21 protein-coding genes are annotated in these 26117 nt (G+C 57.5%); 10 read left to right on the top strand and 11 right to left on the bottom strand.

The genetic code is table 11. The features are described from left to right. Window positions 1-485 precede the first annotated feature (485 nt). Both asnS and pncB read right to left on the bottom strand, forming a co-directional pair. Window positions 486-1886 carry an asparagine--tRNA ligase gene (gene asnS / locus ACQUTI_RS09395; protein WP_017899452.1) on the bottom strand — a complete coding sequence of 467 codons (1401 nt, stop codon included), beginning with the start codon at window positions 1884-1886 and terminating at the stop codon, window positions 486-488. Window positions 1887-2050: 164 nt separating this feature from the next. Next, window positions 2051-3253 carry a nicotinate phosphoribosyltransferase gene (gene pncB, locus ACQUTI_RS09390; RefSeq protein ID WP_004201408.1) on the bottom strand — a complete coding sequence of 401 codons (1203 nt, stop codon included), beginning with the start codon at window positions 3251-3253 and terminating at the stop codon, window positions 2051-2053. A 326-nt stretch (window positions 3254-3579) separates the two neighbouring features. Here pncB and pepN point away from each other — a divergent pair, with 326 nt between their 5' ends. Continuing rightward, window positions 3580-6195, top strand: a complete 2616-nt coding sequence (gene pepN, locus ACQUTI_RS09385) for an aminopeptidase N (RefSeq protein WP_048294447.1) — start codon at window positions 3580-3582, stop codon at window positions 6193-6195. Window positions 6196-6399: 204 nt separating this feature from the next. On the opposite strand, the gene ssuB is transcribed toward pepN, so the two are convergent. The 5 genes from ssuB to ssuE are packed head-to-tail and all read right to left on the bottom strand — an operon-like array spanning window position 6400 to window position 10644. Beyond that, the gene (ssuB, locus tag ACQUTI_RS09380) at window positions 6400-7173 is read right to left on the bottom strand and encodes an aliphatic sulfonates ABC transporter ATP-binding protein (RefSeq protein WP_004201411.1); all 774 of its coding nucleotides are present in this window, start codon (window positions 7171-7173) and stop codon (window positions 6400-6402) included. Then, on the bottom strand, window positions 7170-7961 hold the full coding sequence (gene ssuC, locus ACQUTI_RS09375) for an aliphatic sulfonate ABC transporter permease SsuC (protein ID WP_004201413.1): 792 nt from the start codon (window positions 7959-7961) through the stop codon (window positions 7170-7172). Before ssuC ends, ssuB begins: the two co-directional genes overlap by 4 nt. A 10-nt stretch (window positions 7962-7971) precedes the next feature. Further along, entirely contained in the window at window positions 7972-9117 is a 1146-nt protein-coding gene (gene ssuD, locus ACQUTI_RS09370) for an FMNH2-dependent alkanesulfonate monooxygenase (RefSeq protein ID WP_048323568.1), read from the bottom strand. Continuing rightward, window positions 9114-10076, bottom strand: a complete 963-nt coding sequence (locus tag ACQUTI_RS09365) for a sulfonate ABC transporter substrate-binding protein (RefSeq protein WP_122543111.1) — start codon at window positions 10074-10076, stop codon at window positions 9114-9116. The genes ssuD and ACQUTI_RS09365 overlap by 4 nt, the downstream gene beginning before the upstream one ends. Then, complete coding sequence (gene ssuE, locus ACQUTI_RS09360) at window positions 10069-10644, bottom strand: NADPH-dependent FMN reductase (protein WP_004201416.1); 576 nt, start codon at window positions 10642-10644, stop codon at window positions 10069-10071. The genes ACQUTI_RS09365 and ssuE overlap by 8 nt, the downstream gene beginning before the upstream one ends. Before the next feature lie 248 nt (window positions 10645-10892). Here ssuE and pyrD point away from each other — a divergent pair, with 248 nt between their 5' ends. Then, on the top strand, window positions 10893-11903 hold the full coding sequence (pyrD, locus tag ACQUTI_RS09355) for a quinone-dependent dihydroorotate dehydrogenase (RefSeq protein ID WP_004201417.1): 1011 nt from the start codon (window positions 10893-10895) through the stop codon (window positions 11901-11903). Between the two features lie 168 nt (window positions 11904-12071). Further along, window positions 12072-12614 carry a cell division protein ZapC gene (gene zapC, locus ACQUTI_RS09350; RefSeq protein ID WP_002898308.1) on the top strand — a complete coding sequence of 181 codons (543 nt, stop codon included), beginning with the start codon at window positions 12072-12074 and terminating at the stop codon, window positions 12612-12614. Here zapC and ACQUTI_RS09345 read toward each other — a convergent pair. Continuing rightward, the gene (locus tag ACQUTI_RS09345; RefSeq protein WP_032455793.1) at window positions 12611-13720 is read right to left on the bottom strand and encodes a YcbX family protein; all 1110 of its coding nucleotides are present in this window, start codon (window positions 13718-13720) and stop codon (window positions 12611-12613) included. The genes zapC and ACQUTI_RS09345 overlap by 4 nt on opposite strands. A 99-nt stretch (window positions 13721-13819) precedes the next feature. On the opposite strand from ACQUTI_RS09345, the gene rlmKL reads away from it, so the two are divergent. The 6 genes from rlmKL (at window position 13820) to rmf (ending at window position 21738) form a co-directional block, all read left to right on the top strand. Further along, entirely contained in the window at window positions 13820-15925 is a 2106-nt protein-coding gene (gene rlmKL, locus ACQUTI_RS09340) for a bifunctional 23S rRNA (guanine(2069)-N(7))-methyltransferase RlmK/23S rRNA (guanine(2445)-N(2))-methyltransferase RlmL (RefSeq protein WP_049092771.1), read from the top strand. A 12-nt stretch (window positions 15926-15937) separates the two neighbouring features. Beyond that, entirely contained in the window at window positions 15938-17845 is a 1908-nt protein-coding gene (locus tag ACQUTI_RS09335) for an ABC transporter ATP-binding protein (protein WP_004201421.1), read from the top strand. Between the two features lie 14 nt (window positions 17846-17859). Beyond that, entirely contained in the window at window positions 17860-19128 is a 1269-nt protein-coding gene (gene pqiA / locus ACQUTI_RS09330) for a membrane integrity-associated transporter subunit PqiA (protein WP_004201422.1), read from the top strand. Further along, the gene (gene pqiB / locus ACQUTI_RS09325; RefSeq protein WP_004201423.1) at window positions 19118-20755 is read left to right on the top strand and encodes an intermembrane transport protein PqiB; all 1638 of its coding nucleotides are present in this window, start codon (window positions 19118-19120) and stop codon (window positions 20753-20755) included. Before pqiA ends, pqiB begins: the two co-directional genes overlap by 11 nt. Continuing rightward, entirely contained in the window at window positions 20755-21318 is a 564-nt protein-coding gene (gene pqiC, locus ACQUTI_RS09320) for a membrane integrity-associated transporter subunit PqiC (RefSeq protein WP_004201425.1), read from the top strand. Before pqiB ends, pqiC begins: the two co-directional genes overlap by 1 nt. Before the next feature lie 252 nt (window positions 21319-21570). Next, window positions 21571-21738, top strand: a complete 168-nt coding sequence (gene rmf / locus ACQUTI_RS09315; RefSeq protein WP_002898396.1) for a ribosome modulation factor — start codon at window positions 21571-21573, stop codon at window positions 21736-21738. A 68-nt stretch (window positions 21739-21806) separates the two neighbouring features. Here rmf and fabA read toward each other — a convergent pair whose 3' ends face one another. Together fabA and ACQUTI_RS09305 are read right to left on the bottom strand one after the other, a co-directional pair. Next, the gene (gene fabA, locus ACQUTI_RS09310) at window positions 21807-22325 is read right to left on the bottom strand and encodes a bifunctional 3-hydroxydecanoyl-ACP dehydratase/trans-2-decenoyl-ACP isomerase (protein ID WP_004201428.1); all 519 of its coding nucleotides are present in this window, start codon (window positions 22323-22325) and stop codon (window positions 21807-21809) included. A gap of 69 nt (window positions 22326-22394) precedes the next feature. Further along, a complete protein-coding gene (locus tag ACQUTI_RS09305) occupies window positions 22395-24152 on the bottom strand; it encodes an AAA family ATPase (protein WP_122543105.1) in 1758 nt (585 codons plus the stop codon). Between the two features lie 185 nt (window positions 24153-24337). Here ACQUTI_RS09305 and matP point away from each other — a divergent pair, with 185 nt between their 5' ends. After that, on the top strand, window positions 24338-24790 hold the full coding sequence (gene matP / locus ACQUTI_RS09300) for a macrodomain Ter protein MatP (protein WP_002898404.1): 453 nt from the start codon (window positions 24338-24340) through the stop codon (window positions 24788-24790). Between the two features lie 222 nt (window positions 24791-25012). Here the strand turns inward: matP and ompA are convergent, their stop codons facing one another. Further along, a complete protein-coding gene (ompA, locus tag ACQUTI_RS09295; protein ID WP_002898408.1) occupies window positions 25013-26083 on the bottom strand; it encodes a porin OmpA in 1071 nt (356 codons plus the stop codon). Between the last annotated feature and the right edge of the window lie 34 nt (window positions 26084-26117).

Genomic DNA, 26117 nt, shown 5'->3' with positions numbered 1-26117 from the left:
AGGCATCTTTCCATCCGCGACAACGTTTCGCTAGCCGGAAAATGCTACTAATATCTCATATGAGTAACAAAACGAAAAAACATGTAACTAAATATGTATTTCTGGGAACTTTGTGAACTTAATCAAAATTCCGTTCCACATGGTGAGGTAAATCCCCCTTCCATATCTATCTATATGAAATATTTATGATTAATTTGGATAAAGGTAAATTTGCTCATTTTATGTGTTGAATTCGCCTTCTTTTTATTCAGCCTTTGTCTTGGCAAGATGTGCGGCGCATGGTTAAAAAATGAGCAAATTAATCAGGGGTTTTGCTCTGTTATGAACAAAAAGTGCGATCTGTATCACCAGGATGCACCGAAACAGTGCGTAACATAAATGTGAATTCGAGGCCTTGATGTTTAAGTTTGTTGAATTTTGATAACAGTAATTGACATAAAAAAAGGCCAGCTTGCGCTGGCCTTTCAGGTTTATGTCAGAAAAATTTAGAATGTCGCGTTGCGCGGGGTCCGCGGGAACGGAATGACATCGCGGACGTTCTGCACGCCGGTCACGTAGGCGATCAGACGCTCGAAGCCCAGGCCAAAGCCGGAGTGTGGAACGGTGCCATAGCGGCGCAGATCGCGATACCACCAGTAGTCTTCTTTATTCAGGCCCATCTCGGCCATACGCGCGTCAAGCACGTCGAGGCGCTCTTCACGTTGGGAACCACCGATGATCTCGCCAATACCCGGCGCCAGGACGTCCATTGCCGCGACGGTTTTACCGTCTTCGTTAAGGCGCATGTAGAACGCCTTAATATCTTTCGGGTAGTTTTTCACCACCACCGGCGCTTTGAAGTGTTCTTCAGCCAGGTAACGTTCGTGCTCGGAGGAGAGATCCACGCCCCAGTACACCGGGTTCTCGAATTGCTTGCCGCAGTTTTCCAGAATGGTGACGGCGTCGGTATAATCCACCTGCGCAAAATCAGCGGTGATAAAGCGCTGCAGACGGTCGATAGCGTCTTTATCAACGCGCTCGGCGAAGAACTGCATGTCGTCCGCGCGCTCTTCCAGTACCGCTTTAAAGACGTACTTGAGCATCGCTTCCGCCAGGCCGGCAACATCGTTCAGATTGGCGAAGGCCACTTCCGGCTCCAGCATCCAGAACTCCGCCAGGTGGCGGCTGGTGTTGGAGTTTTCCGCGCGGAAGGTCGGGCCGAAGGTGTAAATCTTCGACAGCGCGCAGGCATAGGTCTCGCCGTTCAGCTGGCCGGAAACGGTCAGGAACGACTCTTTACCGAAGAAGTCTTTGTCGAAATCGACTTTGCCCTGATCGTTACGCGGCAGGTTTTCCAGATCCAGCGTCGACACGCGGAACATTTCGCCAGCGCCTTCGGTATCGGAGGCGGTGATCAGCGGGGTGGAGACCCAGAAGAAGCCCTGCTCATCAAAGAAGCGATGCAGCGCCTGCGCCAGGGTGTGACGCACGCGGGCAACCGCGCCGATCAGGTTGGTGCGCGGACGCAGGTGGGCCACTTCACGCAGATACTCGATGCTGTGGCGCTTGGCCGCCATCGGGTAAGTGTCCGGGTCTTCCACCCAGCCGGTCACTTCCACGTTGGTCGCCTGGATCTCAAAGCTCTGACCCTGGCCCTGGGAAGCCACGACTTTACCGGTGACAATCACCGAGCAACCGGTGGTCAGACGCAGCACTTCCTGATTGTAATTGGGCAGAGAATTATTAATAACGGCCTGTACAGGATCAAAGCAGGAACCGTCATAGACGGCGAGGAATGAAAAGCCAGCTTTTGAATCTCGGCGGGTACGCACCCATCCGCGGACCGTGACTTCGCTGTCAACGGCAACGCGGCCCTGGAGTACGTCGGCTACAGGCACAACGCTCATAATAATCTCTCTATATAGTCCAATAAAAAAGTCTCTTCCCCTACAGCGGGGGGATATCTATGTTACCTGTCATCTTCCATCAGACAAGTAGATTTCGCATCATAAGCGGATAATTCGGCAATAAATAATAAAGAAAAAGGAGCCTGAAAGGCTCCTTAAGAAAATTAGCTCGCTTTTTTAATCGGCGGCAGGTCGAACGCTTCGCGCAGGGCGCGGACGAAGGCCTTATCGTGGCAGATGGTTTTCCCCGGGCTGTCGGAGAGTTTCGCCACCGGCTTGCCGTTACATTCCACCAGCTTAATCACGATATTGAGCGGTTTAACCTGCGGCAGATCGCAGGTTAAACGGGTGCCGATCCCAAAGCTCAGCTTCACCCGCGAGGCGAAGTGGCGATACAGGTCGACGGCTTTCGCCAGATCGAGATTATCGGAGAAGACCAGCACTTTGCTCAGCGGATCGATGCCCAGCTTCTGATAATGGGCGATGGCTTTTTCACCCCATTCCACCGGGTCGCCGGAGTCGTGGCGCAAACCCTGATAGCGGGTGGCGAACTCCGGACCGAAATCGCGCAGGAACGCATCCATGGTGATGCAGTCGGTCAGTGCGATGCCCAGTTGGTCAGGATACTCTTCCAGCCAGGCGGCGAGGGCCGCCCGCTGGCTGCTGGCCAGGTTCGGGCTGATCTGCTGATGAGCCTGGAACCACTCATGGGCCTGGGTGCCCATCGGGGTTAAGTTGAGACGGCGCGCCAGATCGTAGTTGCTGGTGCCAACAAACCATGGCTCCTGCTGCAGGCGTTGCACAATGGCTTCCTGCACCTCGCGTGAAAAACGACGGCGGGTGCCGAAATCCATCAGGCGGAAGGCGCTCATATCGAGGTCAGCGGTCATGGTGGCGAAGTCGCCTAGCTTATGTTCCAGTGCGTTTAGCGCTTGTTCCACGCCCGTCTCGGGTGAACGGTAGCGATGGACCAGCTCGCTTATCACCGCCAGCAGGGGGACTTCCCACATGATGGCTTCCCGCCACGGGCCGGTGAGGCGAATGTTCAGCTTGCCGTTGTCATTGGTGACCGTGACCTGGCGTGGGTCATAGCGAAAATCGCGCAGCCAGTCGAGGTAATCCTGGCGAAAAAAAGGAAGGGTGGACAGCCAGCGATATTCATCATCCCGCAGCCTCAGGTCGCGCATGGACTCCACCTGCTCGCGGATCGCGTCGGCATAGATGCCGAGCAGGTCGTCTCCGCGGCAGCGAAACTCCGCCGCCACATGTACATCGCCGTAGCGGTGGAAGACAGCCTGCTGCATGTGCAGCTTGTAGGCATCCGTATCAAGCAGCGAGTGCAGTACAGGAGAAGTGAATTGTGTCATGGTGCGCAGTAGCATCCTCTCACTGGAGCGTTCCATCGAAACCAACGCGGAAAAAGGAGGCGGAGTATACCTTTATTACCCGGCTCTGTCCCGCGATGGCGAGCAATGGCGACGCTGACGGTCATTTGCGAGGCCTAGTTTAATATATTGAACATGGATCACACCACAAGCTTTGCGTCGGGTCGAGGGCATTTCGTGCCGCGAGTGTTAACAAAATGTAGCGATTTCCGTGTTTCACGTTGAAAAGATGAAGATTCTGCATAGCGCGATTGACACAACGGGAATAGACTGGGACGACACTTTACCGAAGATGCGAAAGGTTTTTTATGACACAACAGCCCCAAGCCAAATACCGCCACGACTATCGTGCGCCGGAGTATCTGATTAGCGATATCGATTTGACCTTTGACCTGGATGCCGCAAAAACCGTTGTTACGGCCGAGAGCAAGGTCTCCCGCCACGCGGCAGCGTCTGATGTGCCATTGCGCCTGGACGGCGAAGATCTGACTCTGATTTCGCTGCAGGTGAACGGACAGCCGTGGAGCGACTATAAAGAAGAAAACAATCAGCTGGTGATCGGCGGCCTGCCGGAGCATTTCACCCTGACCATCGTCAATGAGATCAGCCCGGCGGCGAACACCGCGCTGGAAGGCCTGTATCAGTCAGGCGAAGCGCTGTGCACCCAGTGTGAAGCGGAAGGTTTCCGCCACATCACCTGGTATCTGGACCGTCCGGACGTGCTGGCGCGCTTTACCACCAAAATTATCGCCGATAAAGCCAAATATCCGTTCCTGCTCTCCAACGGCAACCGTATGGCGGAAGGGGAACTGGAGAACGGTCGTCACTGGGTACAGTGGCAGGATCCATTCCCGAAACCGTGCTACCTGTTTGCGCTGGTGGCCGGTGATTTCGACGTCCTGCGCGACACTTTTACCACCCGCTCCGGGCGTGAAGTGGCGCTGGAGCTGTACGTCGATCGCGGCAATCTCGACCGCGCGCCGTGGGCGATGACCTCGCTGAAAAACTCCATGAAATGGGATGAGGAGCGCTTTGGCCTCGAGTATGACCTCGACATCTATATGATTGTCGCCGTCGACTTCTTTAATATGGGTGCCATGGAGAACAAAGGGCTGAACGTCTTTAACTCCAAATATGTTCTGGCCCGTACCGATACCGCCACCGATAAAGACTACCTCGATATTGAGCGCGTGATTGGTCATGAGTATTTCCATAACTGGACCGGCAACCGCGTCACCTGCCGCGACTGGTTCCAGCTCAGCCTGAAAGAGGGGCTGACCGTGTTCCGCGATCAGGAGTTCAGCTCCGACCTCGGCTCGAGGGCGGTGAACCGCATCAACAACGTGCGCACTATGCGCGGGCTGCAGTTTGCCGAAGACGCCAGCCCGATGGCGCACCCGATCCGCCCGGATATGGTTATCGAGATGAACAACTTCTACACCCTGACGGTCTACGAAAAGGGCGCCGAAGTGATCCGCATGCTGCACACTCTGCTGGGTGAAGAAAACTTCCAGAAAGGGATGCAGCTCTATTTTGAACGTCATGACGGCAGCGCCGCCACCTGCGACGATTTCGTCCAGGCGATGGAAGATGCCTCGAACGTCGATCTGTCGCACTTCCGCCGCTGGTACAGCCAGTCCGGTACGCCGATTGTCACCGTCCATGACGACTATAATCCGGAGACCGAGCAGTATACGTTGACCATCAGCCAGCGTACGCCACCGACCGCCGAGCAGGCCGAGAAGCAGCCGCTGCATATCCCGTTTGCCATCGAGCTGTACGATAACGAAGGTAAGGTGATCCCCCTGCAGAAGGGCGGCCATCCGCTGCACCCGGTGCTTAATGTGACTCAGGCTGAGCAGACCTTCGTCTTTGATAATGTCTATTTCCAGCCGGTACCGGCCCTGCTGTGCGAGTTTTCAGCACCGGTGAAACTGGAATACAAGTGGAGCGATCAGCAGCTCACCTTCCTGATGCGCCATGCGCGGAATGATTTCTCGCGCTGGGATGCGGCGCAGAGTCTGCTGGCGACCTACATCAAGCTGAACGTTAACCGTCATCAGCAGGGACAGCCGCTGTCGCTGCCGGTGCACGTGGCGGACGCCTTCCGCGCGATTCTGCTCGACGAGAAGATTGACCCGGCGCTGGCCGCCGAGATCTTAACCCTGCCGTCGGCCAACGAAATCGCCGAGATGTTCGCCATTATCGATCCTATCGCCATCGCCACTGTGCGCGAGGCGCTCACCCGCACCCTGGCGAACGAGCTGGCGGACGAATTCCTCGCGGTATATAACGCCAATAAGCTCGACAGCTACCGGGTGGAGCATGCCGATATCGGTAAGCGCGCCCTGCGCAATACCTGCCTGCGCTATCTGGCATTCGCAGAACCGACGCTGGGCGATAAGCTGGTGGCGGCGCAGTATCACCAGGCGGATAACATGACCGACGCGCTGGCCGCGCTGTCGGCGGCGGTTGCCGCTGAGCTGCCGTGCCGCGATGCGCTGATGCAGGAGTATGACGACAAATGGCATCAGGACGGCCTGGTGATGGACAAGTGGTTTATCCTGCAGTCCACCAGCCCGGCGGCCAATGTGGTCGAAACGGTACGCGGTCTGCTGAACCATCGTTCGTTCAGCATGAGCAACCCGAACCGCGTGCGGTCGCTCATCGGCGCTTTCGCAAGCAGCAACCCGGCGGCGTTCCATGCGGAAGACGGCAGCGGCTACCAGTTCCTGGTGGAGATGCTGACCGAGCTTAACCAGCGCAACCCGCAGGTCGCATCGCGACTGATTGAGCCGTTGATTCGCCTGAAGCGTTACGATGTGAAACGCCAGGCGCTGATGCGCGCCGCGCTGGAGCAGCTGAAGGGTCTGAAGGATCTCTCAGGCGATCTGTACGAGAAAATCAGTAAGGCGCTGGCGTAACCGTGGCGTAAACCCGGATTGCGGCGCACATTGCGCCCTGTCCGGGTTACCTGGTGCCGCAGTGATGTTGTCGGGTGGCGCGATGCTTACCCGGTCTGGAATACGCGGCAGATTTGTCGTTGGTCGCCCGGCTGAGCAAAGCGCGAGCCGGGGACATGTCGGATGACGATATGCCCCCGTTCTGACAGCAGACCGTTACTCCGGTCAGCCATGACTAAATAAACGCGGCACGCTCTCGCTCTTGCCGCGCTTCATCACCCGATCCAGTACCTCCGCCTCCAGCTCGGCCAGCTTCGCCGAACCGGTGCGCCGCGGTCGCGGAATATCCACGTTCAAATCGAGACCGATCTTCTTCTCTTCAATTAACAGCACCCGGTCGGCCATCGCCACCGCTTCGCTGACGTCGTGGGTCACCAGCAGGACCGTAAAGCCATGCTCCTGCCACAGGGAGACGATCAGCTCCTGCATCTCCAGACGGGTGAGGGCGTCCAGCGCCCCCAGCGGCTCGTCCAGCAATAGCAGGCGCGGGCGATGGATCAGGGCGCGGGCCAGCGCAACGCGCTGCTTTTGCCCGCCCGACAGCGCCGCCGGCCACTCCTGCGCGCGACTCTCGAGTCCGACGCTGGCCAGTGCCTGCAGGGCGGCTTCGCGCCAGGCGCCTTTTAACCCCAGCCCCACGTTATCAATCACCGTTTTCCACGGCAGCAGGCGCGCATCCTGAAACATCATCCGGGTGTCGTCCTGGATCGCCGCCAGCGGCGTTGCGCCCGCCAGCAGCTCGCCAGCGTTCGGGGTTTCCAGGCCCGCCAGCAGGCGCAGCAGGGTACTTTTGCCGCCGCCGCTGCGGCCCACCACCGCCACAAACTGGCCGCTGGGGATATGCAGATCCAGCTCGTTAAGAATGGTGTTGTCGCCATAGCGTTTAGTCACCCCGTTCAGCAGCAGCGGGATACCTGGGTTTAGACGGGCAGTGTTCATGCGTTCGCCTCCTGAAGATGATACGCCGGGTTCCAGCGCAGCCAGAGCCGCTCCAGCAGCTGGGCGCTGACGTCGGCCAGTTTGCCAAGAATGGCGTAAAGAATGATGGCGACCACCACCACGTCGGTTTGCAGAAATTCACGCGCATTCATCGCCAGGTAGCCGATACCGGCGTTCGCCGAGATGGTTTCGGCGACAATAAGCGTCAGCCACATCAGACCGAGGGCGAAACGCACGCCGACCATAATCGAGGGTAGGGCGCCGGGCAAAATCACGTGACGGAAAAGAGCAAAGCCGGATAAACCATAGCTGCGCGCCATCTCCACCAGTCCACGGTCGATATTGCGGATCCCGTGCCAGGTGTTGATATAGATCGGGAACAGGGTGCCCAGCGATACGAGGAAGATCTTGGCGGTCTCATCGATGCCGAACCACAAGATCACCAGCGGGATCAGCGCCAGATGCGGCACATTGCGCAGCATCTGGATCGACGTGTCCAGCAGGCGCTCGCCCCAGCGTGACAGACCGCTGATCAGGCCTAGCACCAGCCCTATGGAGCCGCCGATGGCGAAGCCGACCAGCGCCCGCCACGAGCTAATGGCCAGATGCTGCCACAGCTCACCGCTGGCCGAGAGGGTCCAGAACGCTTTCAATACGCCCTCCGGCGAGGGCAGCACCCGCGTCGACAGCCAGCCGACGGACGAGGCCAGCTGCCAGACAATGACCGTTCCCACCGGCAGCAGCCAGGGGGCGAGGCGTAATAACAGGGGATGGGTTGATTTTGCCATCACGACCTCCTCAGCTCTGCGCCACTTTACGCGGGATAAACTCGTTAGCGACGGCTTCTCCCTGCAGGCGCAGGCTTTGCGGCTGCGGGACAGACGGCACCGCGACGTCGAGCAGCGGGAACAGCAGCTCGCCGACCCGATACGCCTCTTCCAGATGCGGATAACCGGAGAAGATAAAGCTATCGATACCCAGCGCGGCGTACTCATTGATCCGTTCGGCCACGGTGGCGGCATCGCCCACCAGCGCGGTCCCGGCGCCGCCGCGCGCTAAACCGACGCCAGCCCACAGGTTGGGGCTGATTTCCAGCTTATCGCGTCGGCCATTGTGCAGGGCCGCCATCCGCTGCTGGCCGACGGAGTCGGTTCTGGCGAAGGCTGCCTGGGCGCGGGCGATAGTCTCATCATCAAGATGAGAGATAAGGCTGTCCGCTGCCTGCCAGGCTTCCTCATTGGTTTCCCGCACGATCACATGCAGGCGGATGCCGAAACGCACCCGGCGACCGTGCTGGGCGGCTTTCTCCCGCACCTGAGCAATTTTCTCTGCCACCTGGGCCGGTGGTTCCCCCCATGTAAGATAGAGATCGACCTGCTCAGCGGCCAGATCCTGCGCCACCTCAGACGAGCCGCCGAAATAGAGCGGCGGACGCGGCTGCTGGAGCGGCGGAAACAGCAGTTTAGCGTCGCGAACGCGCTGATGCTTACCGTTAAAGGTGACAGTTTCCCCTTCCATCAGCTTGCGCCAGATGTGGGTAAATTCAGCCGAGGCCTCATAGCGCTCGGTGTGGTCGAGGAAGACACCGTCGCCAGCCAGCTCGGCGGGATCGCTGCCGGTGACCAGATTGAACAGCGCCCGGCCGTTTGACAGTCGGTCCAGGGTCGCCGCCTGGCGCGCGGCCACCGTCGGCGACACCACGCTTGGCCTGAGGGCGACAAGAAATTTCAGCCGCTGCGTTACCGGGATCATCGAGGCCGCAACCAGCCAGGCATCTTCACATGAGCGCCCGGTCGGGATCAGCACGCCGGTGAACCCCAGCCGATCCGCCGTCTGCGCGATTTGCTGCAGATAGCCATAATCGACCGGACGGGCTCCCTCTTCGGTACCCAGATAACGACCATCACCATGGGTCGGTAAAAACCAGAACATATTCAGACTCATGATTTCGCTCCTTGTGCGGCGGCGGGCTGCCAGATGCGGGCCCGGATATCAACTTTTTTCGGCACCAGCTTGTTCTCATAGAACAGGTCGGCCGTCTGCTGCTGGCGAGCGGCGGTTTCGGCGCTCACCGGGGTAACCGAGGTGGGGGGACGATGGTCCAGGTAGCTGGCGATCACCGCCTCCGGTAACCCCATCGTTTTCGCCAGCAGCGTAATGCTTTGCGCGCGCTGGCTATGGGTCAGGGCATCGGCCTGCGTAAAGGTATCGAGTACACCCTCAATAAAGGCGCCATTGCGTTCAGCGTAAGGGCGGGAAGCGAGATAGAAGGATCCTGTCTGTTTCAGGTCGGTTCCGTCGGTTAGCACCCGGGCGCCGCCCTGCAGCAGCGCGGCGGAGTAATACGGATCCCAGATCGCCCAGGCGTCGACATTGCCCTGCTGGAAGGCGGCGCGCGCATCGGCGGGGGCGAGATAGACCGGCTGAATGTCGCTAAACTTCAAACCTGCCAGCTGCAGGGCGCGCAGTAGCAGATTGTGGGAGCTGGAGCCTTTCTGAAAAGCGACCTTTTTTCCTTTCAGCTCAGCAACGTTATGAATCGGGCTGCCCTGCGCCACCAGAATCACTTCCGCTTTGGGCTTGGGCGGTTCCGAACCGATATACACCAGATCGGCGCCCGCCGCCTGCGCAAAGATAGGCGGAATGTCGCCAGTGCTGCCGATATCGATGCTGCCAACGTTCAGCGCCTCCAGCATCTGCGGACCGGCCGGGAATTCTATCCACGAGATATGGGTCTTTGGGTAGCGCTGCTCCAGCAGCTGATGGCTTCTCGCCAGCACCATGCTGACGCTGCCTTTCTGATAACCGATGCGCAGGGCGTCAGGCGCCGCCGGGGCGGCGTGGCCCAAGGTGGAAAAGAGTAGCAGTCCGCCGAGGGTCAGAGCGCGGAGAGGATTAAGCATGTTCCACCCCACGCAGAGACGTTAATGACGGCGCGCGGCTGCTGGGGCGGTGCAGCGCCTGCCAGAAGGTCTCGAGGGCTTCATCGAGGCGCCGCTGCAGGTTCGGGGTAAACTGCGGCTTGTGCTGGTAATCGGTCACCTGGCTGTCGTCGGCGAAGACGCCGTGGAGGATCTCCTGAGCCTTGAGGGCATTCAGCACCGGCTTCAGGGCGTAGTCCACCGCCAGCATGTGGGCGATGGTGCCGCCGGTGGCCAGCGGCAGTACGATTTTGCCCTCCAGCGCCCGCTCAGGAAGCAGGTCGAGCAGCGTTTTCAGGGCGCCGGAAAACGAGGCTTTATACACCGGCGTGGCGATGATCAAGCCGTCAGCCCCGGCCAGCTGCTCATTGAGCGTCTGCAGCGCCGGGTTGTCAAAGCGAGCGTAGAGAAGGTCTTCCGGGGCAAAGTTCTGCAGATGCCAGTGGCAGACTTCGATATCGGCGGCGGTGAGCGTCTCTCTGGCATATTCCAGCAGGGCGCTGGAACGGGAAGGGTAACGCGGGCTGCCCGCAAGCGTAATGACGCGCATCTCTCTCTCCTTATAACTAAATGTTTGCATTTATCTATAATTGATAACATTTATAGTGAGTGTGACAGAGGGCCATTATTTCCCTAAATGATTTATCCACCGTTAGATAGCCGAAAAGCGCATAACGGCGCGCGGGGAGGTAATCGTTTGCGCTGATGGGGGATTTTTTGTCGCAGGTCAATTCCCTTTCCGCAACAGATCGCACATAATACGCCCCCGGTTTGCACACCGGGAATCCAGGAGAGTTCATGTACTACCCCTTCGTTCGTAAAGCCCTTTTTCAGCTCGATCCTGAGCGCGCTCATGAAGTTACTTTTCAACAATTACGCCGTGTCACCGGGACGCCGCTGGAAATCCTGGTTCGCCAGAAGGTGCCGGCCAGGCCTGTCACCTGCATGGGGTTGACCTTTAAAAACCCGCTGGGTCTGGCGGCCGGGCTGGATAAAAACGGGGAATGCATTGACGCGCTGGGCGCGATGGGTTTTGGCTCCATTGAGATCGGCACCGTGACGCCGCGTCCGCAGCCGGGCAACGATAAGCCAAGGATCTTCCGTCTGGTGGATGCTGAGGGGTTGATCAACCGCATGGGCTTTAATAACCATGGCGTCGATAACCTGGTCGAGAACGTGAAAAAGGCGCATTTTGACGGCGTGCTGGGCATCAATATCGGTAAAAATAAAGATACGCCGGTTGAGCACGGGAAAGATGATTACCTGATTTGTATGGAAAAAGTCTATCCCTACGCTGGCTATATCGCCATTAATATCTCCTCGCCGAACACCCCGGGGCTGCGCACGCTGCAATACGGCGAAGCGCTCGACGATTTACTCTCCGGTATTAAAAATAAGCAGCTTGAGCTGCAGCAGAAGCATCAAAAATATGTGCCGGTCGCCGTGAAGATCGCGCCGGATCTTTTGCCTGAGGAATTGATCCAGGTTGCCGATAGCCTCGTGCGTCATAATATTGATGGGGTGATTGCCACCAATACTACTCTCGATCGTTCTCTGGTCCAGGGAATGAAACATTGCGATGAGACCGGCGGGCTTAGCGGTCGTCCATTACAATTAAAGAGTACCGAAATTATTCGCATGCTCTCCGCAGAGTTGAATGGCCGTTTGCCTATCATTGGCGTGGGCGGTATTGATTCCGTGATTGCCGCGCGGGAAAAGATGGCCGCTGGGGCATCGCTGGTGCAGATTTATTCCGGATTTATTTTTAAAGGTCCGCCGCTGATTAAAGAAATTGTTACCCACATCTAATCTTTTCCCCCTTTGAATCCCCCCAGGGCTTTATTTCCGGCCCTGGTTGTTTTATATTCCCTCACTGTTGCTTATTTAAACATTTTAGACTTTTCTTAATTTTAGAAAATATTCTGCGGTAAGTCGCAACAGCTTTGCAGAGGCGTATGAAAGGGGACAGGGGGAAAAATGCGGATTAAACCTGACGATAACTGGCGTTGGTATTACGATGAAGAGCACGACCGCATGATGCTCGATCTGGCCAATGGCATGTTATTTCGCTCGCGCTTCGCCCGGCGCATGCTGACGCCGGACGCCTTTGCCCCATCGGGATTCTGCGTTGATGACGCCGCGCTCTATTTCTCTTTTGAAGAAAAATGTCGCGATCTCGAGCTATCGAAAGAGCAGCGTGCGGAATTAGTCCTTAACGCGCTCACCGCCATCCGTTTTCTCAAACCGCAGATGCCGAAAAGCTGGCACTTTATCGCCCATACCCATCACTGGCAGCCGAGCGGCGGCGACGCGGCCTGCGTCTGGCTGAGCGATACCGGCGAGCAGGTGAATTTACTGGTGGTGGAGCCGGGCGATAATGCCGCGCTCTGTCTGTTGGCTCAGCCGGGTCTTACGCTTGCCGGCCGGGTTATGCAGCTGGGCGATGTCATTAAAATCATGAACGACAGGCTGCAGCCGGCGCAGAGCGCGGTCAGCTACAGCCTGGGGCAGGCGGTTTAAGGCGCCAGGCGCAGGGCCGTTTTCGGCACGCAGCTGCAGGCGAGAATGGTGCCATCTCCGGCGACCGCGTTTTTCTTTAACGGACTCACTTCCCCCTCTTCAAGACGGATGCGGCAGCTGCCGCAGATCCCCGCCCGACACGAGTAGGGGACGCGAATGCCCTGTTGCTCCAGTTGTTCCAGCAGCACCTGCTGGTTATTGCCGGTAAATTGTTGACCCTGCCATTCAATGGCAACCGTGGCCTGCTGCTGCGCCTCGGGAGCCGAGGTATCGTCGCTTTCGCCGGCGCCGTAGGCTTTCGCCGGGCCGCGGGCGAGGATTTCCACTTCATCCCCCACCCGGATCACGCCGCTGTTACGGGCAATCAGGTTCTGACCAAAGTCGACATCGCCATTATCCTGCGCGGTACGGAAGCGCTTTAAAGTTTCCAGCGGCTCTCCGCTGGGATGCTTCTGCCCGCGCTCCGGACTGACGGTGGTAAAAATGCAGCGGCTGCACGGTTTGGCGACGTCAAATACCACCTCGCCGACGCGGATCACTTTCCAGCTGTCTTCATCCCAGGCCGCCGCGCCGGTGACCACGAGATTAGGGCGAAACTGTTCTATGCTTACGCTGGCCGGGCAGCGCTGCTGCAGATCGCGCAGGGAGGCCTCGTTAGCCAGCAGGTAAGGGTAGCCGTCGGCGAAGGAGAGCGGTACCGCATCGTGGCGCTTCACCCGGCGGGTTAACTGTGGCCCCAGCCAGCGAAGCTGGACATCGCGATTGAAAAAGCCGCTGAGCCACTGATTAACCGCTGCGGGCGCGATAAGGGCGGTAAAATGGTTGCCCCAGACTTCTGTCGGTTCGGCCTGAGGGGCGAAATCGTTAAAACGCACCACGGCGCTGCTGCCGTCCGGTGCGGTCAGGTGAAGGCCATCATGCAGCGGCGCCGGAATAAATTTCACCATTTGCGGAAACTGACGGGCGGTAATAAAGGTGCCGTCAGTTTCGGTGACCATAAACAGGCGATCGAAGGCCAGGCCGCTGATATCGGCAAAGGCGTGGGTCAGGCCCATGCCGCGCATGGATTTAACGGGATGAATAAAAAGACGCGAGAGCGTTACCATACGCTGCCTCCGGGTTCCAAAAATAAGCCTATAACTTTATGACATAGGGCACATATTGGCTATAATGCGCACCAATTTTCTTTAAGTAAAAGTGACGATATGAATTCTCTGTTTGCCAGTACGGCTCGTGGGCTGGAAGAGCTGTTAAAAACTGAACTGGAAGGGCTTGGCGCGACGGACTGCCAGGTAGTCCAGGGCGGGGTCCATTTTCAGGGGGATACGCGCCTGCTGTATCAAAGCCTGATGTGGAGCCGGCTGGCTTCGCGCATCATGCTGCCGCTGGGCGAGTGTCGCGTATACAGCGATCTGGATCTGTACCTCGGCGTACAGGCCATTCCGTGGACGGAGATGTTCAACCCTGGCGCCACCTTCGCGGTGCATTTTAGCGGCCTCAATGAGGAGATCCGCAACAGCCAGTACGGCGCGCTGAAGGTCAAAGACGCTATTGTCGACAGCTTCACCCGTAAGAATCTGCCGCGTCCGAACGTCGATCGTGAGTCGCCCGATCTGCGGATCAACGTCTGGCTGAACAAAGAGACGGCGCACATCTCGCTGGATCTGAGCGGCGAAGGCCTGCACCTGCGCGGCTACCGCGATGGCACCGGTATGGCGCCGATCAAAGAAAACCTCGCGGCGGCGATCGTGATGCGCTCCGGCTGGGTGCCGGGCACCCCGCTGCTCGATCCGATGTGCGGCTCCGGTACCCTGCTGATTGAGGCGGCGATGCTGGCGACCGACCGCGCGCCGGGCCTGCACCGCGGCCACTGGGGCTTTGGCGGCTGGGCGCAGCACGACGACGCCATCTGGAAAGAGGTCAAAGCGGAAGCGCAAACCCGCGCCCGTCAGGGGCTGGCGGCATATGGGTCACGCTTCTATGGATCCGATGTCGACGCACGCGTCATTGACCGCGCCCGCCGCAACGCCCGTCGGGCCGGCATCGGCGAGCTGATCGATTTTGAAGTCAAAGACGTCGCCCAACTGAATAATCCGCTGCCGAAAGGCCCGTACGGCACCGTGATCAGCAACCCGCCGTACGGCGAGCGTCTGGAAAGCGAGCCGGCGCTGATCGCCCTGCACAGCTTGCTGGGCCGGATCATGAAAAGTCAGTTTGGCGGCTGGAACCTGTCGGTGTTCAGCGCCTCGCCGGAGCTGTTAAGCTGCCTGCAGCTGCGCGCCGACAAACAGTTTAAAGCCAAGAACGGCCCGCTGGACTGCGTGCAGAAGAATTATCACCTGGCGGAGAGCGAAGGCGGCAAGCCGGCGATGCTGGCAGAAGATTTTGCTAACCGTCTGCGTAAGAACCTGAAGAAGTTTGAAAAATGGGCCCGTCAGGAAGGCATTGAATGCTATCGCCTGTACGATGCTGACCTGCCGGAATACAACGTGGCCATCGATCGCTACGCCGACTGGGTGGTGGTCCAGGAGTATGCCCCGCCGAAAACTGTCGACGCGCATAAAGCGCGCCAGCGCCTGTTCGATATTATCGCCGCGACTATCGCGGTGTTAGGAATCGCGCCGAACAAGCTGGTGCTGAAGACCCGCGAGCGGCAAAAGGGGAAAAATCAGTATCAGAAGATGGCGGAGAAAGGCGACTTTATCGAGGTGCAGGAGTACAACGCGCGTCTGTGGGTCAACCTCACCGACTACCTGGATACCGGTCTGTTCCTCGACCACCGGATCGCCCGCCGTATGCTTGGCCAGATGAGCAAAGGCAAGGATTTCCTCAACCTGTTCTCCTATACCGGCAGCGCCAGCGTCCACGCCGGCCTCGGCGGCGCTCGCTCCACCACCACGGTGGATATGTCGCGCACCTATCTGGAGTGGGCGGAACGCAACCTGCGTCTCAATGGCCTGACCGGCCGCGCGCATCGCCTGATGCAGGCGGACGTCCTGGGCTGGCTGCGGGAGAGCACCGAGCAGTTCGATCTGATCTTTATCGATCCGCCGACCTTCTCCAACTCCAAACGAATGGAAGATGCTTTCGACGTCCAGCGCGATCACATTCGCCTGATGACCGATCTGAAACGTCTGCTGCGTAAAGGCGGCACCATTATGTTCTCGAATAACAAACGCGGTTTCCGTATGGATCATGACGGGCTGGCGGCGCTTGGCCTGAAGGCGCAAGAGATTTCGCAAAAAACGCTGTCGCAGGATTTTGCCCGCAACCGTCAGATCCACAACTGCTGGCTGATTACCGCAGCCTGAAAGGAATAAAGAATGTCACTGATTAGTATGCATGGCGCCTGGCTTTCCTTCAGCGATGCGCCGCTGCTGGATAATGCCGAGCTGCATATCGAAGATAACGAGCGCGTCTGCCTCGTCGGACGCAACGGCGCCGGTAAATCGACCCTGATGAAGATCCTCAACCGCGAGCAGGGGCTGGATGACGGGCGCATTATTTATGAACAGGATCTGATTGTGGCGCGTCTGCAGCAGGATCCGCCGCGTAATGTCGCCGGTACGGTGTACGATTTTGTCGCGGAAGGCATCGCCGAGCAGGCGGCCTACCTGAAGGCCTACCATGACGTATCACATCAGGTCATGACCGATCCGAGCGACAAAAATTTAAATGAACTGGCGCGCCTGCAGGAGCAGCTCGATAACCTGGGGCTGTGGCAGCTGGACAGCCGCATTAACGAAGTGATTGAGCAGCTTGGCCTTGATGCCAATGCGCAGCTGGCCTCCCTGTCCGGCGGCTGGCTGCGTAAAGCGGCGCTGGGCCGCGCGCTGGTCAGCGGGCCGCGCGTGCTGCTGCTCGATGAACCTACCAACCACCTGGATATCGAAACCATCGACTGGCTGGAAGGGTTCCTGAAAACCTTTAAAGGCACCATTATCTTTATTTCGCACGACCGCTCCTTTATCCGCAATATGGCGACGCGCATCGTCGACCTCGATCGCGGCAAGCTGGTGACCTACCCGGGCGATTACGATCAGTATCTGCTGGATAAAGAAGAAGCCCTGCGGGTTGAAGAACTGCAGAATGCGGAATTCGACCGCAAGCTCGCTCAGGAAGAAGTGTGGATCCGTCAGGGGATCAAAGCGCGCCGCACGCGTAACGAAGGCCGCGTTCGCGCCCTGAAGGCGATGCGTCGTGAGCGCGGCGAGCGCCGGGAAGTGATGGGCAGTGCCAGGATGCAGGTTGAAGAGGCTTCGCGCTCCGGCAAAATCGTTTTCGAAATGGAGAACGTCAACTATCAGGTTGATGGCAAAGTGCTGGTGAAAGATTTCTCCGCGCAGATCCAGCGCGGCGACAAGATTGCCCTGATTGGCCCCAACGGCTGCGGGAAAACCACGCTGCTGAAGCTGATGCTTGGCCAGCTGCAGGCCGACAGCGGGCGGATCCACGTCGGTACCAAACTGGAAGTCGCCTACTTCGACCAGCACCGCGCAGAGCTGGATCCGGACCGGACGGTGATGGATAACCTTGCGGAAGGTAAGCAGGAGGTGATGGTTAACGGTAAGCCGCGCCATGTGCTGGGCTATCTGCAGGACTTCCTGTTCCATCCGAAACGGGCGATGACCCCGGTGCGGGCGCTCTCTGGCGGGGAACGTAACCGCCTGCTGCTGGCGCGGCTGTTTTTGAAACCCAGCAACTTGTTGATTCTCGATGAACCGACAAACGACCTGGATGTCGAAACGCTGGAGCTGCTGGAAGAGCTGATCGATGGCTATCAGGGCACCGTGATGCTGGTGAGCCACGATCGTCAGTTCGTGGATAACACCGTAACCGAATGCTGGATCTTCGAAGGCGGCGGTCGCATCGGCCAGTATATCGGCGGCTATCACGACGCCCGCGGACAGCAGGCCCAGTCGTTGGCGCAGAAGCAGCCGGCAGCGAAAAAAACGTTGGAAGTCGCTCAACCAAAAGCAGAAACTGTCAAACGCGGCGGTAACAAACTAAGCTATAACCTGCAGCGCGAGCTGGAACAGCTGCCGCAGAAGCTGGAAGCCCTCGAGGCCGAACTGCAGACGCTGCAGGAGCAGGTGGCCGATCCCGACTTCTTTGGACAACCGCACGATCGCACGCAGCAGGTGCTGGCAAAGCTGGCCGAAGCGGAACAGGCGCTGGAAGCGGCCTTTGAACGCTGGGAATATCTCGAAGGATTAAAGAACGGCGCCTGAGCCGAGGAGTTGTCATGTGCGATCATCATCATGCTGCGCGACATATTTTATGTCCCCAATGTGATTTGCTGGTGGCTTTGCCGCAGCTTGAGCATCGCCAGAAAGCCGCTTGTCCGCGCTGCGGTACAACATTAACCACCACGTGGGACGCGCCTCGCCAGCGTCCCACGGCGTATGCGCTGGTCGCGCTGTTTATGCTGCTGTTGGCCAACCTGTTTCCGTTCATCTATATGAAAGTGGGCGGGATCAGCAGCGAAATAGAGCTACTGGAAATTCCCAATGTGTTATTTACCGAGGATTACGCCAGCCTCGGCACTTTCTTTTTACTCTTTGTGCAGCTGGTACCGGCGTTTTGCCTGGTCACCATTCTGCTGCTGGTCAATCGGGTCAGAATGCCCGCCGGTCTCAAGGCGTTCCTTGCGCGTATTCTGTTCCACCTGAAAACCTGGGGCATGGCGGAGATCTTTCTTGCCGGCGTGCTGGTGAGCTTCGTCAAGCTGATGGCCTACGGCGATATCGGCATCGGTCTGAGTTTTGTGCCGTGGTGTATGTTTTGCCTGCTGCAGTTACGTACTTTTCAGTGCGTCGACCGCCGCTGGCTGTGGGATGATATCGCCCCCATGCCGGCCATTACCCAACCGCTGAAGGTCGGTGTGGCCGGTATCCGCCAGGGGCTGCGCTCCTGCGCGTGCTGCACGGCGGTGTTGCCGGCCGATCTGACGATCTGCCCGCGCTGTCACAGTAAAGGAACGGCGCGGCGTAAAAACAGCCTGCAGTGGACGCTGGCGCTGCTGGTGACCTCATTTATCCTTTATCTTCCTGCCAATATTATGCCGATCATGATCACCGATCTGTTGGGCGATAAAATGCCGTCGACCATTATGGCTGGGGTCGTTTTACTGTGGAGCGAAGGTTCTTATCCGGTGGCGCTGGTGATCTTTATCGCCAGTATTATGGTGCCGACGCTGAAGATGATCGCTATTGCCTGGCTGTGCTGGAACGCCAATGGCAACGGTGAGCGCGATTCGGAACGCATGCATCTGATCTATGAAGTGGTGGAATTTGTTGGCCGCTGGTCAATGATTGATGTTTTTGTCATCGCCGTACTCTCTGCGCTGGTGCGCATGGGAGGGTTGATGAATATCTATCCCGCTATCGGCGCGGTGATGTTTGCGCTGGTGGTGGTGATGACCATGTTTTCAGCCATGACGTTTGATCCCCGTTTACTGTGGGATCGTGAGCCAGATTCAAGCCATGAGGAAATACAACAACATGGAAAATAAGAGCGGAGAAGCGAAAGTGCAGAAGGTGAAGAACTGGTCACCGGTGTGGATCTTTCCTATCGTCACTGCGCTGATCGGGGCGTGGATCCTGTTCTATCATTACAGCCATCAGGGCCCTGAGGTCACGCTGATCACCACCAACGCGGAAGGGATTGAAGGGGGAAAAACCCGCATCAAGAGCCGCAGCGTGGACGTTGGGGTAGTGGAGAGCGCGACGCTGACCGACGATTTAACCCACGTGGAAATCAAAGCCCGCCTCAACTCAGGGATGCAGAAATTACTGCACAACGATTCCGTCTTCTGGGTGGTGAAACCGCAGGTAGGTCGCGAGGGGATCAGCGGTCTTGGGACATTGTTGTCCGGCGCCTATATTGAACTGCAGCCGGGGACGAAAGGTTCGGTGCCAGCGCAGTATCCGCTACTGGATTCTCCGCCGCTGGCCTCGCCGGATGCCAAGGGGATCCGTATTCTGCTGGAAAGCAGCAAGGCGGGGCAGCTGTCGCCGGGCGATCCGGTGCTGTTCCGCGGCTATCGCGTGGGGTCGGTGGAAACCAGCACCTTCGACACCCAGAAACGTCGTATCACTTATCAGTTGTTTATCAATGCGCCCAATGACCGCCTGGTGACCACCAATGTCCGCTTCTGGAAGGACAGCGGCATCGCTGTAGATTTGACTTCGGCGGGGATGCGCGTCGAGATGGGTTCGCTGTCGACGCTGTTTGGCGGCGGCGTGAGCTTCGATATTCCTGAAGGATTGGATCTCGGCGAGCCGGTGGCAAATAAAACGGAATACCATTTATTTGACGATCAGAAGAGCATCCAGGATTCGGTCTTTACCGAGCATATCGATTATGTCATGTTCTTCAAAGACTCGGTTCGCGGCCTGCAGCCGGGCGCGCCGGTGGAGTTCCGCGGCATCCGTCTGGGAACCGTCGGCAAAGTGCCGTTCTTCATTCCCGGTCTGAAGCAGCGTTTGAACGACGATTATCGCATTCCGGTGGAAGTGCGGGTGGAACCGCAACGTCTGATTAACCAGCTGGGCGGCGATCCGAATATTCGTGCCCACATTGACGATCTGATCAACCGCGGACTGCGCGGCTCGCTGAAAACCGGTAACCTGGTGACCGGCGCGCTGTATATCGATCTCGACTTCTATCCGAAGGCGCCGCCGCGCGGGAAAATTCAGGAGTTTAACGGCTATCCGATTATCCCGACCATCAGCGGTGGTCTGGCGCAGATCCAGCAGCGTCTGATGGATGCGCTGGATAAGATTAATAACCTGCCGCTCAATCCGTTACTGGAGCAGGCGACCAGCACCCTGGCGCAGAGCGAGAAGACCATGCAGCACGTGCAGACCACGCTGGATAGTCTGAATAAGATCACCTCCAGCCAGTCGATGCAGCAGTTACCTGCGGATATGCAGACGACGCTGCGCGAGCTGAACCGCAGCATGCAGGGCTTCCAGCCGGGCTCCGCGGCCTACAATAAGATGGTGGCCGATATGCAGCGTCTGGATCAGGTGCTGCGTGAATTGCAGCCGGTCCTGAAAACGCTCAATGATAAGAGCAATGCGCTGGTATTTGAGGCGAAGGATAAAAAAGACCCACAGCCGAAGGGAGCGAAATAATGAAAAAATGGTTACTGGCGGCAGCCGTATGCGTGCTGACGGCGTGCAGTAGCGGCGGCGAAAGCAAAACGTATTACCAGCTGCCGGTGGCGCAGGGCGGCGCACAGAGCGCCGCCAGCCAGGGGGCGCGTCTGCTGTGGGTTGAGCAGGTCAGCATCCCGGATTACCTGGCGGGTAACGGGGTGGTCTATCAGACCACCGACGTGCAGTATGTGATCGCCAATAATAATCTGTGGGCCAGCCCACTGGACCAGCAGCTGCGCACCACGCTGGTGGCGAACCTGAGCCAACAGCTGCCGGGCTGGGTGGTGTCATCCCAGCCGCTGGGTAGCGAGCAGGATACGCTCAACGTCGCGGTCAATGGCTTTCACGGACGCTACGACGGGCGGGTTATCGTCAGCGGTGAGTGGCTGCTGAAGCATCAGGGACAGCTGATCAAGCGCCCGTTCAACATCGTGCTTAAGCAGGATCAGGATGGTTATGACGCGATGGTCAAGACCCTGGCGCAGGCGTGGAGCCAGGAGGCGGCGGCCATTGCCAGCGAGCTTAACCGTCTGCCATAAGTAAAATTCATCACGCTGATCTGCCGTGCGGTTCATCTGAGCCGCACGGCTTTTTTTTGTCAGGTCAGTTCGTTACCGGCCGGTGTGTCAGGTGAACAAAAAATGAACTCTTATATAGGTCACAAATATGACAATGGCGTGAATTTTGCGCATTGACGTTGCCTTCATTTCGCGGTATTCGTAACCCGTGGCTGCATAATTTGCGACCACTGTTTTCTTTTCCACCAGATCAAAGAATGAGGGAAACGAGGCATGAAGAGACAAAAACGAGATCGCCTGGAACGGGCACATCAACGCGGATATCAGGCGGGTATCGCAGGAAGATCGAAAGAAATGTGTCCATACCAGAGCCTTAATCAACGCTCATGGTGGCTGGGAGGCTGGCGAGAAGCCATGGAGGACAGGGTACTAACGGCCTGACACTGTCTCTTTAAAAAAGAAGCCTCCGCATAGCGGGGGCTTCGCCTTTTAATCGCTGCTGAACGTTATCAGAAAGCGGAAGTATCCTGGAACAGACCCACTTTCAGATCGCTTGCGGTGTAGATCAGGCGATCGTCAACCAGCACTTCACCATCCGCAAGGCCCATAATCAGACGACGGTTAACGATGCGCTTGAAGTGGATGCGGTAGGTCACTTTTTTCGCGGTCGGCAGAACCTGACCCGTGAATTTCACTTCGCCAACGCCCAGCGCGCGGCCTTTGCCTTCGCCACCGAGCCAGCCGAGATAGAAACCCACCAGCTGCCACATGGCATCCAGGCCCAGGCAGCCCGGCATCACCGGATCGCCGATAAAGTGGCAACCGAAGAACCACAGGTCCGGGTTGATGTCGAGTTCGGCCTCAACATAACCTTTGTCGTAGTTACCACCGGTTTCGGTCATTTTGATGACGCGGTCCATCATCAGCATGTTTGGCGCCGGCAACTGCGGGCCTTTCGCGCCGAACAGTTCACCACGACCAGAGGCAAGAAGATCTTCTTTTGTATAGGATTCGCGTTTATCTACCATGTTTTCAGTAAGCCTTATTTTAAGTTCGGGACGCAGGATAGCTAACACGTGTAAGCTGAACAAGTCCGATCAGTTAGAACTTGTCCCACCTAACCAGCGTAGCGGCCACGGAAAACGATGGCGAGTCTCCTGCTGGGTCGCCTGCGCTATCCGCTCCTGAATGGTTTGTCGCAGCGTCTGTCCTTCACCGTCCCACATCAGCTGGGTCAACATCGGCAGCGCTTCGCTAATATCGTCTATTGCCCAGATAGCAAACTGGTTGTCGGCAACGGCCTGACGTAGCTCGTGGCTCAGGCTAAGATGGCGAACGTTGGCGGCAGGGATAATCACTCCCTGTTTGCCGGTTAAACCGCGCTGCTGGCAGATAGTGAAGAAGCCTTCAATTTTCTCGTTCAGACCGCCGACCGGCTGCACACGACCAAACTGGTCGACAGAGCCGGTGATCGCGATGCTTTGATTAATCGGCACGTTGGCCAGAGCGCTGATTAAGGCGCAGAGTTCAGCCATGGAGGCGCTGTCGCCATCCACTTCACTGTAGGACTGCTCAAAGGTCAGCGAAGCGGAGAAGGGGAGTTGTTGCTCCAGCTCCAGCTCGGACATCAGAAAAGCCTGCATGATCATCATGCCTTTCGCATGAATGTTGCCGCCCAGCTCGGCTTTACGCTCGACGTCGATAAACTCGCCGTCGCCAATGTGCACGACGCAGCTGATGCGCGAAGGTTCGCCGAAGGCGCGTGGATGACCGGGGAATTCAATGACCGAGAGGGCGTTAATCTGCCCGACGCATTCGCCTTCGGTTTCAATCAGGATCTGTTCCTGCAGGATTTCATCCTGCATACGCTCCGCCAGGTAGCCCTCACGCCACTCACGGCGCGCCAGCATCGTCTGCATCGCTTCGCCGGTAATCTCTTCGCCTTCGCAGAAGGCGGCAGACTCACGCAGCTGGCGGGCTATCCATAGCGGGCTGAGCGGCAGGGTCTCCTGGTTGCCGGTGTAGCGCGTTCCTTCATCGATCAGCAGTGGCCAGGCATCGCTCGCCGGGCCCGGTAATTCCAGCTGCTGTGCATTCTGCCATACCCACTGGCACCAGGCCTTCAGCGTATCGGCGTCTGCAAACTGCAGGGTGTCTTCATACTCACTATAGATGGCCTGGGCAGAGAGCTCTGGCTCCATTTCCTGGAAATCGGCCAGAGATTCGCGTTCGCCCACCAGCATGACTTTCAGGCTCAGCGGCATGGAAGGGATGCTGACCGGCAGCGGCCGTGATTCATCGATGGAGAGCCAGTCAAAGCGTTGACGGGTCACCATATTTTTCAGGCGCACCCACAGTAGCGGTTGTGCCAGTAGCGTGCGTAGTGAAAGCACCAGCACGCCGCCGTTGGCCTGATGGACCAGGCCGGGCTGAAGTGTGATTTCACCGTTAAACTGGCGTACGCAGCCAAACAGCTGTTCCGCCTCCAGCCAATCAGCCGCCACGACCGGAGCGGTACTGGCAAAATTATCTTCAGCGCGTTGCGCCGGCGCGAGCGTCACGTGAGCGCCGTTAACCTCATAGCGGACTCCGTGAAGCGATGCGGCAGGTTCGTGCAGCGTACGAGTTTCAGCCGCCAGCCATTGCAGATATTCCGGCTCCTCAGGGGCTTTCACCAGCATGAAGGAGGAGACTGCCGGGGTGCACAGCAGCTGCTCAAGCGCATAGAACAAACGCGGCTGCAGATCGCCCGAGAGGGAGGGGGCCGGATGAGAGAGTTCCGCTTGAGCAAACAGCGCCTGGTAAGGTTCCAGATCAGGCGCAAGGTCGGTTCGGGTCAGTTTCGTAATGGTCAAAGTCGCTGTTTTTTAGTTAGATGTAAAGCGCGCAATTATACCTGATGCCGCGTCAGAGCACACGGAGGATTATGAGTACCCCGATGATTACCCGGCCATCCACATCACGAATAATGATTTATATTCAGCACATCAGGAAAAAACTGATATCCTGAAATGAGTTACACGGTCACATTGAGATCGCAATGAAATATCAACAACTGGAAAATCTTGAAAGCGGCTGGAAATGGAAATATCTGGTAAAGAAGCACCGGGAAGGTGAGCTGATTACCCGCTACATTGAGGCCAGCGCTGCGCAAGCTGCGGTAGATGACTTGCTGACGCTCGAGAATGAACCTGTGCTGGTGCATGCCTGGATTGAGCAGCATATGAATCCGGCGCTGATGAACCGCATGAAGCAGACTATCCGCGCGCGACGGAAACGCCATTTTAACGCCGAGCATCAGCATACGCGCAAGAAGTCAATCGACCTTGAGTTTGTCGTCTGGCAGCGCCTTGCCGGTCTGGCGCAGCGGCGGGGGAAAACCTTGTCCGAAACCATTGTCCAGCTGATTGAGGATGCTGAGCATAAAGAGAAATATGCCAGTAAAATGTCGAGCCTGAAGCACGATCTGCAGGTACTGCTGGGTAAAGAGTAACCGGCATGCCCGCTCAGCGGTTGCTAAGGCGCAGGTCGCAGCGCACGGTCGACAATGCACAATCCATCGCTCACGGTCTTCAGCTATCAGCTATCAGCTATCAGCTATCAGCTATCAGCTATCAGCTATCAGCTTCAGCTTCAGCCTTCAGCCTTCAGCCGCTAAAGCGAGCGAGAAGGCATAAAAAAACCCGCCGAAGCGGGTTTTTTCATCAGTGATAACTTAAGCCGCAGGCTGAGTTACAACTTCTTTGTAGCCTTTAACTTCGATCTCTACACGACGATCCGGAGCCAGGCAGTCGATCAGGGCAGCGCGAGCTTTCACGTTGTCACAGGTGTTGCCAGTAACCGGGTTGGATTCACCCATGCCGCGAGCGGAGATTTTGCCAGCCGGGATGCCTTTAGCAACCAGGTAGTCAACAACGGACTGAGCACGTTTCTCAGACAGCTGCTGGTTGTAAGCTTCGGAACCGATGCGGTCGGTGTAGCCCAGAACAACAGCGGAACCGTCTTTCGGATCCATGTTGCTCAGCTGGGTGTACAGCTGATCCAGAGCCTGCTGACCTTCCGGTTTCAGGGTTGCTTTGTTGAAGTTGAACAGTACGTCAGACTTCAGGGTGAAGTGCTTGGTCGCCACTTCCGGAGCCGGAGCCGGAGCCGGAGCTACAACCGGTGCAGCATCTTCCTGACCGAAACGGTAGGAAACACCCAGGCTCAGCATGCCGTTATCAGGACGGGTACCAACAGTGCCAGCGTCGCCGATGTTGTTAACCCACTGGTATTCCAGACGGGTAGCGATGTCACGAGTAACAGCCCACTCTACGCCGCCAGCAAATACTGGGGATACGCCAGTGTCGTGTTCGCTACGGGAAACGCCGGTGGAAGCGTAGTTGCCTTTGGAGTCAGCGCGCCAAACCATGCCGCCCAGACGGGTGTAGATGTCCAGATCGTCAGTGATCGGGTAACCCAGTTTAGCGGTCAGCTGAACGCCCTGAGCTTTGAAAGCACCGTTATCAACGCTGCCTTTATATGCCATACGGCCCAGCCAGTCATAACCCATTTCGAAACCGAGGTACGGGTTAACCTGGTAACCACCGAACGCACCAGCACCAAGCTGATCGTTACGGGTCGGACCATTGTTGTTCTGGAAACCGTTACCGTAGAAACCGGTGTCGTGATACTGGGACCAACCCAGTTTACCACCTGCATACCAGGTGTTATCTTTCGGAGCGGCCTGCGCTACGGTAGCGAAGCCAGCCAGTGCCACTGCAATCGCGATAGCTGTCTTTTTCATTTTTTGCGCCTCATTATCATCCAAAATTCGCCAT

The organism is Klebsiella sp. 7-CIP_Kleb., from assembly GCF_050378655.1.
Taxonomy (GTDB): Bacteria; Pseudomonadota; Gammaproteobacteria; order Enterobacterales; family Enterobacteriaceae; genus Klebsiella; species Klebsiella quasipneumoniae.
Note: the sequence above shows the minus strand (reverse complement) of the source record. Positions and strands in the feature narration are given on the sequence as shown.

What these genes read in the sequence shown, in the direction of transcription:
- asnS (WP_017899452.1), bottom strand. Translation starts at nt 1,886, where the DNA reads ATGAGCGTTGTGCCTGTAGCCGACGTACTCCAGGGCCGCGTTGCCGTT.
- pncB (WP_004201408.1), bottom strand. Translation starts at nt 3,253, where the DNA reads ATGACACAATTCACTTCTCCTGTACTGCACTCGCTGCTTGATACGGAT.
- pepN (WP_048294447.1), top strand. Translation starts at nt 3,580, where the DNA reads ATGACACAACAGCCCCAAGCCAAATACCGCCACGACTATCGTGCGCCG.
- ssuB (WP_004201411.1), bottom strand. Translation starts at nt 7,173, where the DNA reads ATGAACACTGCCCGTCTAAACCCAGGTATCCCGCTGCTGCTGAACGGG.
- ssuC (WP_004201413.1), bottom strand. Translation starts at nt 7,961, where the DNA reads ATGGCAAAATCAACCCATCCCCTGTTATTACGCCTCGCCCCCTGGCTG.
- ssuD (WP_048323568.1), bottom strand. Translation starts at nt 9,117, where the DNA reads ATGAGTCTGAATATGTTCTGGTTTTTACCGACCCATGGTGATGGTCGT.
- ACQUTI_RS09365 (WP_122543111.1), bottom strand. Translation starts at nt 10,076, where the DNA reads ATGCTTAATCCTCTCCGCGCTCTGACCCTCGGCGGACTGCTACTCTTT.
- ssuE (WP_004201416.1), bottom strand. Translation starts at nt 10,644, where the DNA reads ATGCGCGTCATTACGCTTGCGGGCAGCCCGCGTTACCCTTCCCGTTCC.
- pyrD (WP_004201417.1), top strand. Translation starts at nt 10,893, where the DNA reads ATGTACTACCCCTTCGTTCGTAAAGCCCTTTTTCAGCTCGATCCTGAG.
- zapC (WP_002898308.1), top strand. Translation starts at nt 12,072, where the DNA reads ATGCGGATTAAACCTGACGATAACTGGCGTTGGTATTACGATGAAGAG.
- ACQUTI_RS09345 (WP_032455793.1), bottom strand. Translation starts at nt 13,720, where the DNA reads ATGGTAACGCTCTCGCGTCTTTTTATTCATCCCGTTAAATCCATGCGC.
- rlmKL (WP_049092771.1), top strand. Translation starts at nt 13,820, where the DNA reads ATGAATTCTCTGTTTGCCAGTACGGCTCGTGGGCTGGAAGAGCTGTTA.
- ACQUTI_RS09335 (WP_004201421.1), top strand. Translation starts at nt 15,938, where the DNA reads ATGTCACTGATTAGTATGCATGGCGCCTGGCTTTCCTTCAGCGATGCG.
- pqiA (WP_004201422.1), top strand. Translation starts at nt 17,860, where the DNA reads ATGTGCGATCATCATCATGCTGCGCGACATATTTTATGTCCCCAATGT.
- pqiB (WP_004201423.1), top strand. Translation starts at nt 19,118, where the DNA reads ATGGAAAATAAGAGCGGAGAAGCGAAAGTGCAGAAGGTGAAGAACTGG.
- pqiC (WP_004201425.1), top strand. Translation starts at nt 20,755, where the DNA reads ATGAAAAAATGGTTACTGGCGGCAGCCGTATGCGTGCTGACGGCGTGC.
- rmf (WP_002898396.1), top strand. Translation starts at nt 21,571, where the DNA reads ATGAAGAGACAAAAACGAGATCGCCTGGAACGGGCACATCAACGCGGA.
- fabA (WP_004201428.1), bottom strand. Translation starts at nt 22,325, where the DNA reads ATGGTAGATAAACGCGAATCCTATACAAAAGAAGATCTTCTTGCCTCT.
- matP (WP_002898404.1), top strand. Translation starts at nt 24,338, where the DNA reads ATGAAATATCAACAACTGGAAAATCTTGAAAGCGGCTGGAAATGGAAA.
- ompA (WP_002898408.1), bottom strand. Translation starts at nt 26,083, where the DNA reads ATGAAAAAGACAGCTATCGCGATTGCAGTGGCACTGGCTGGCTTCGCT.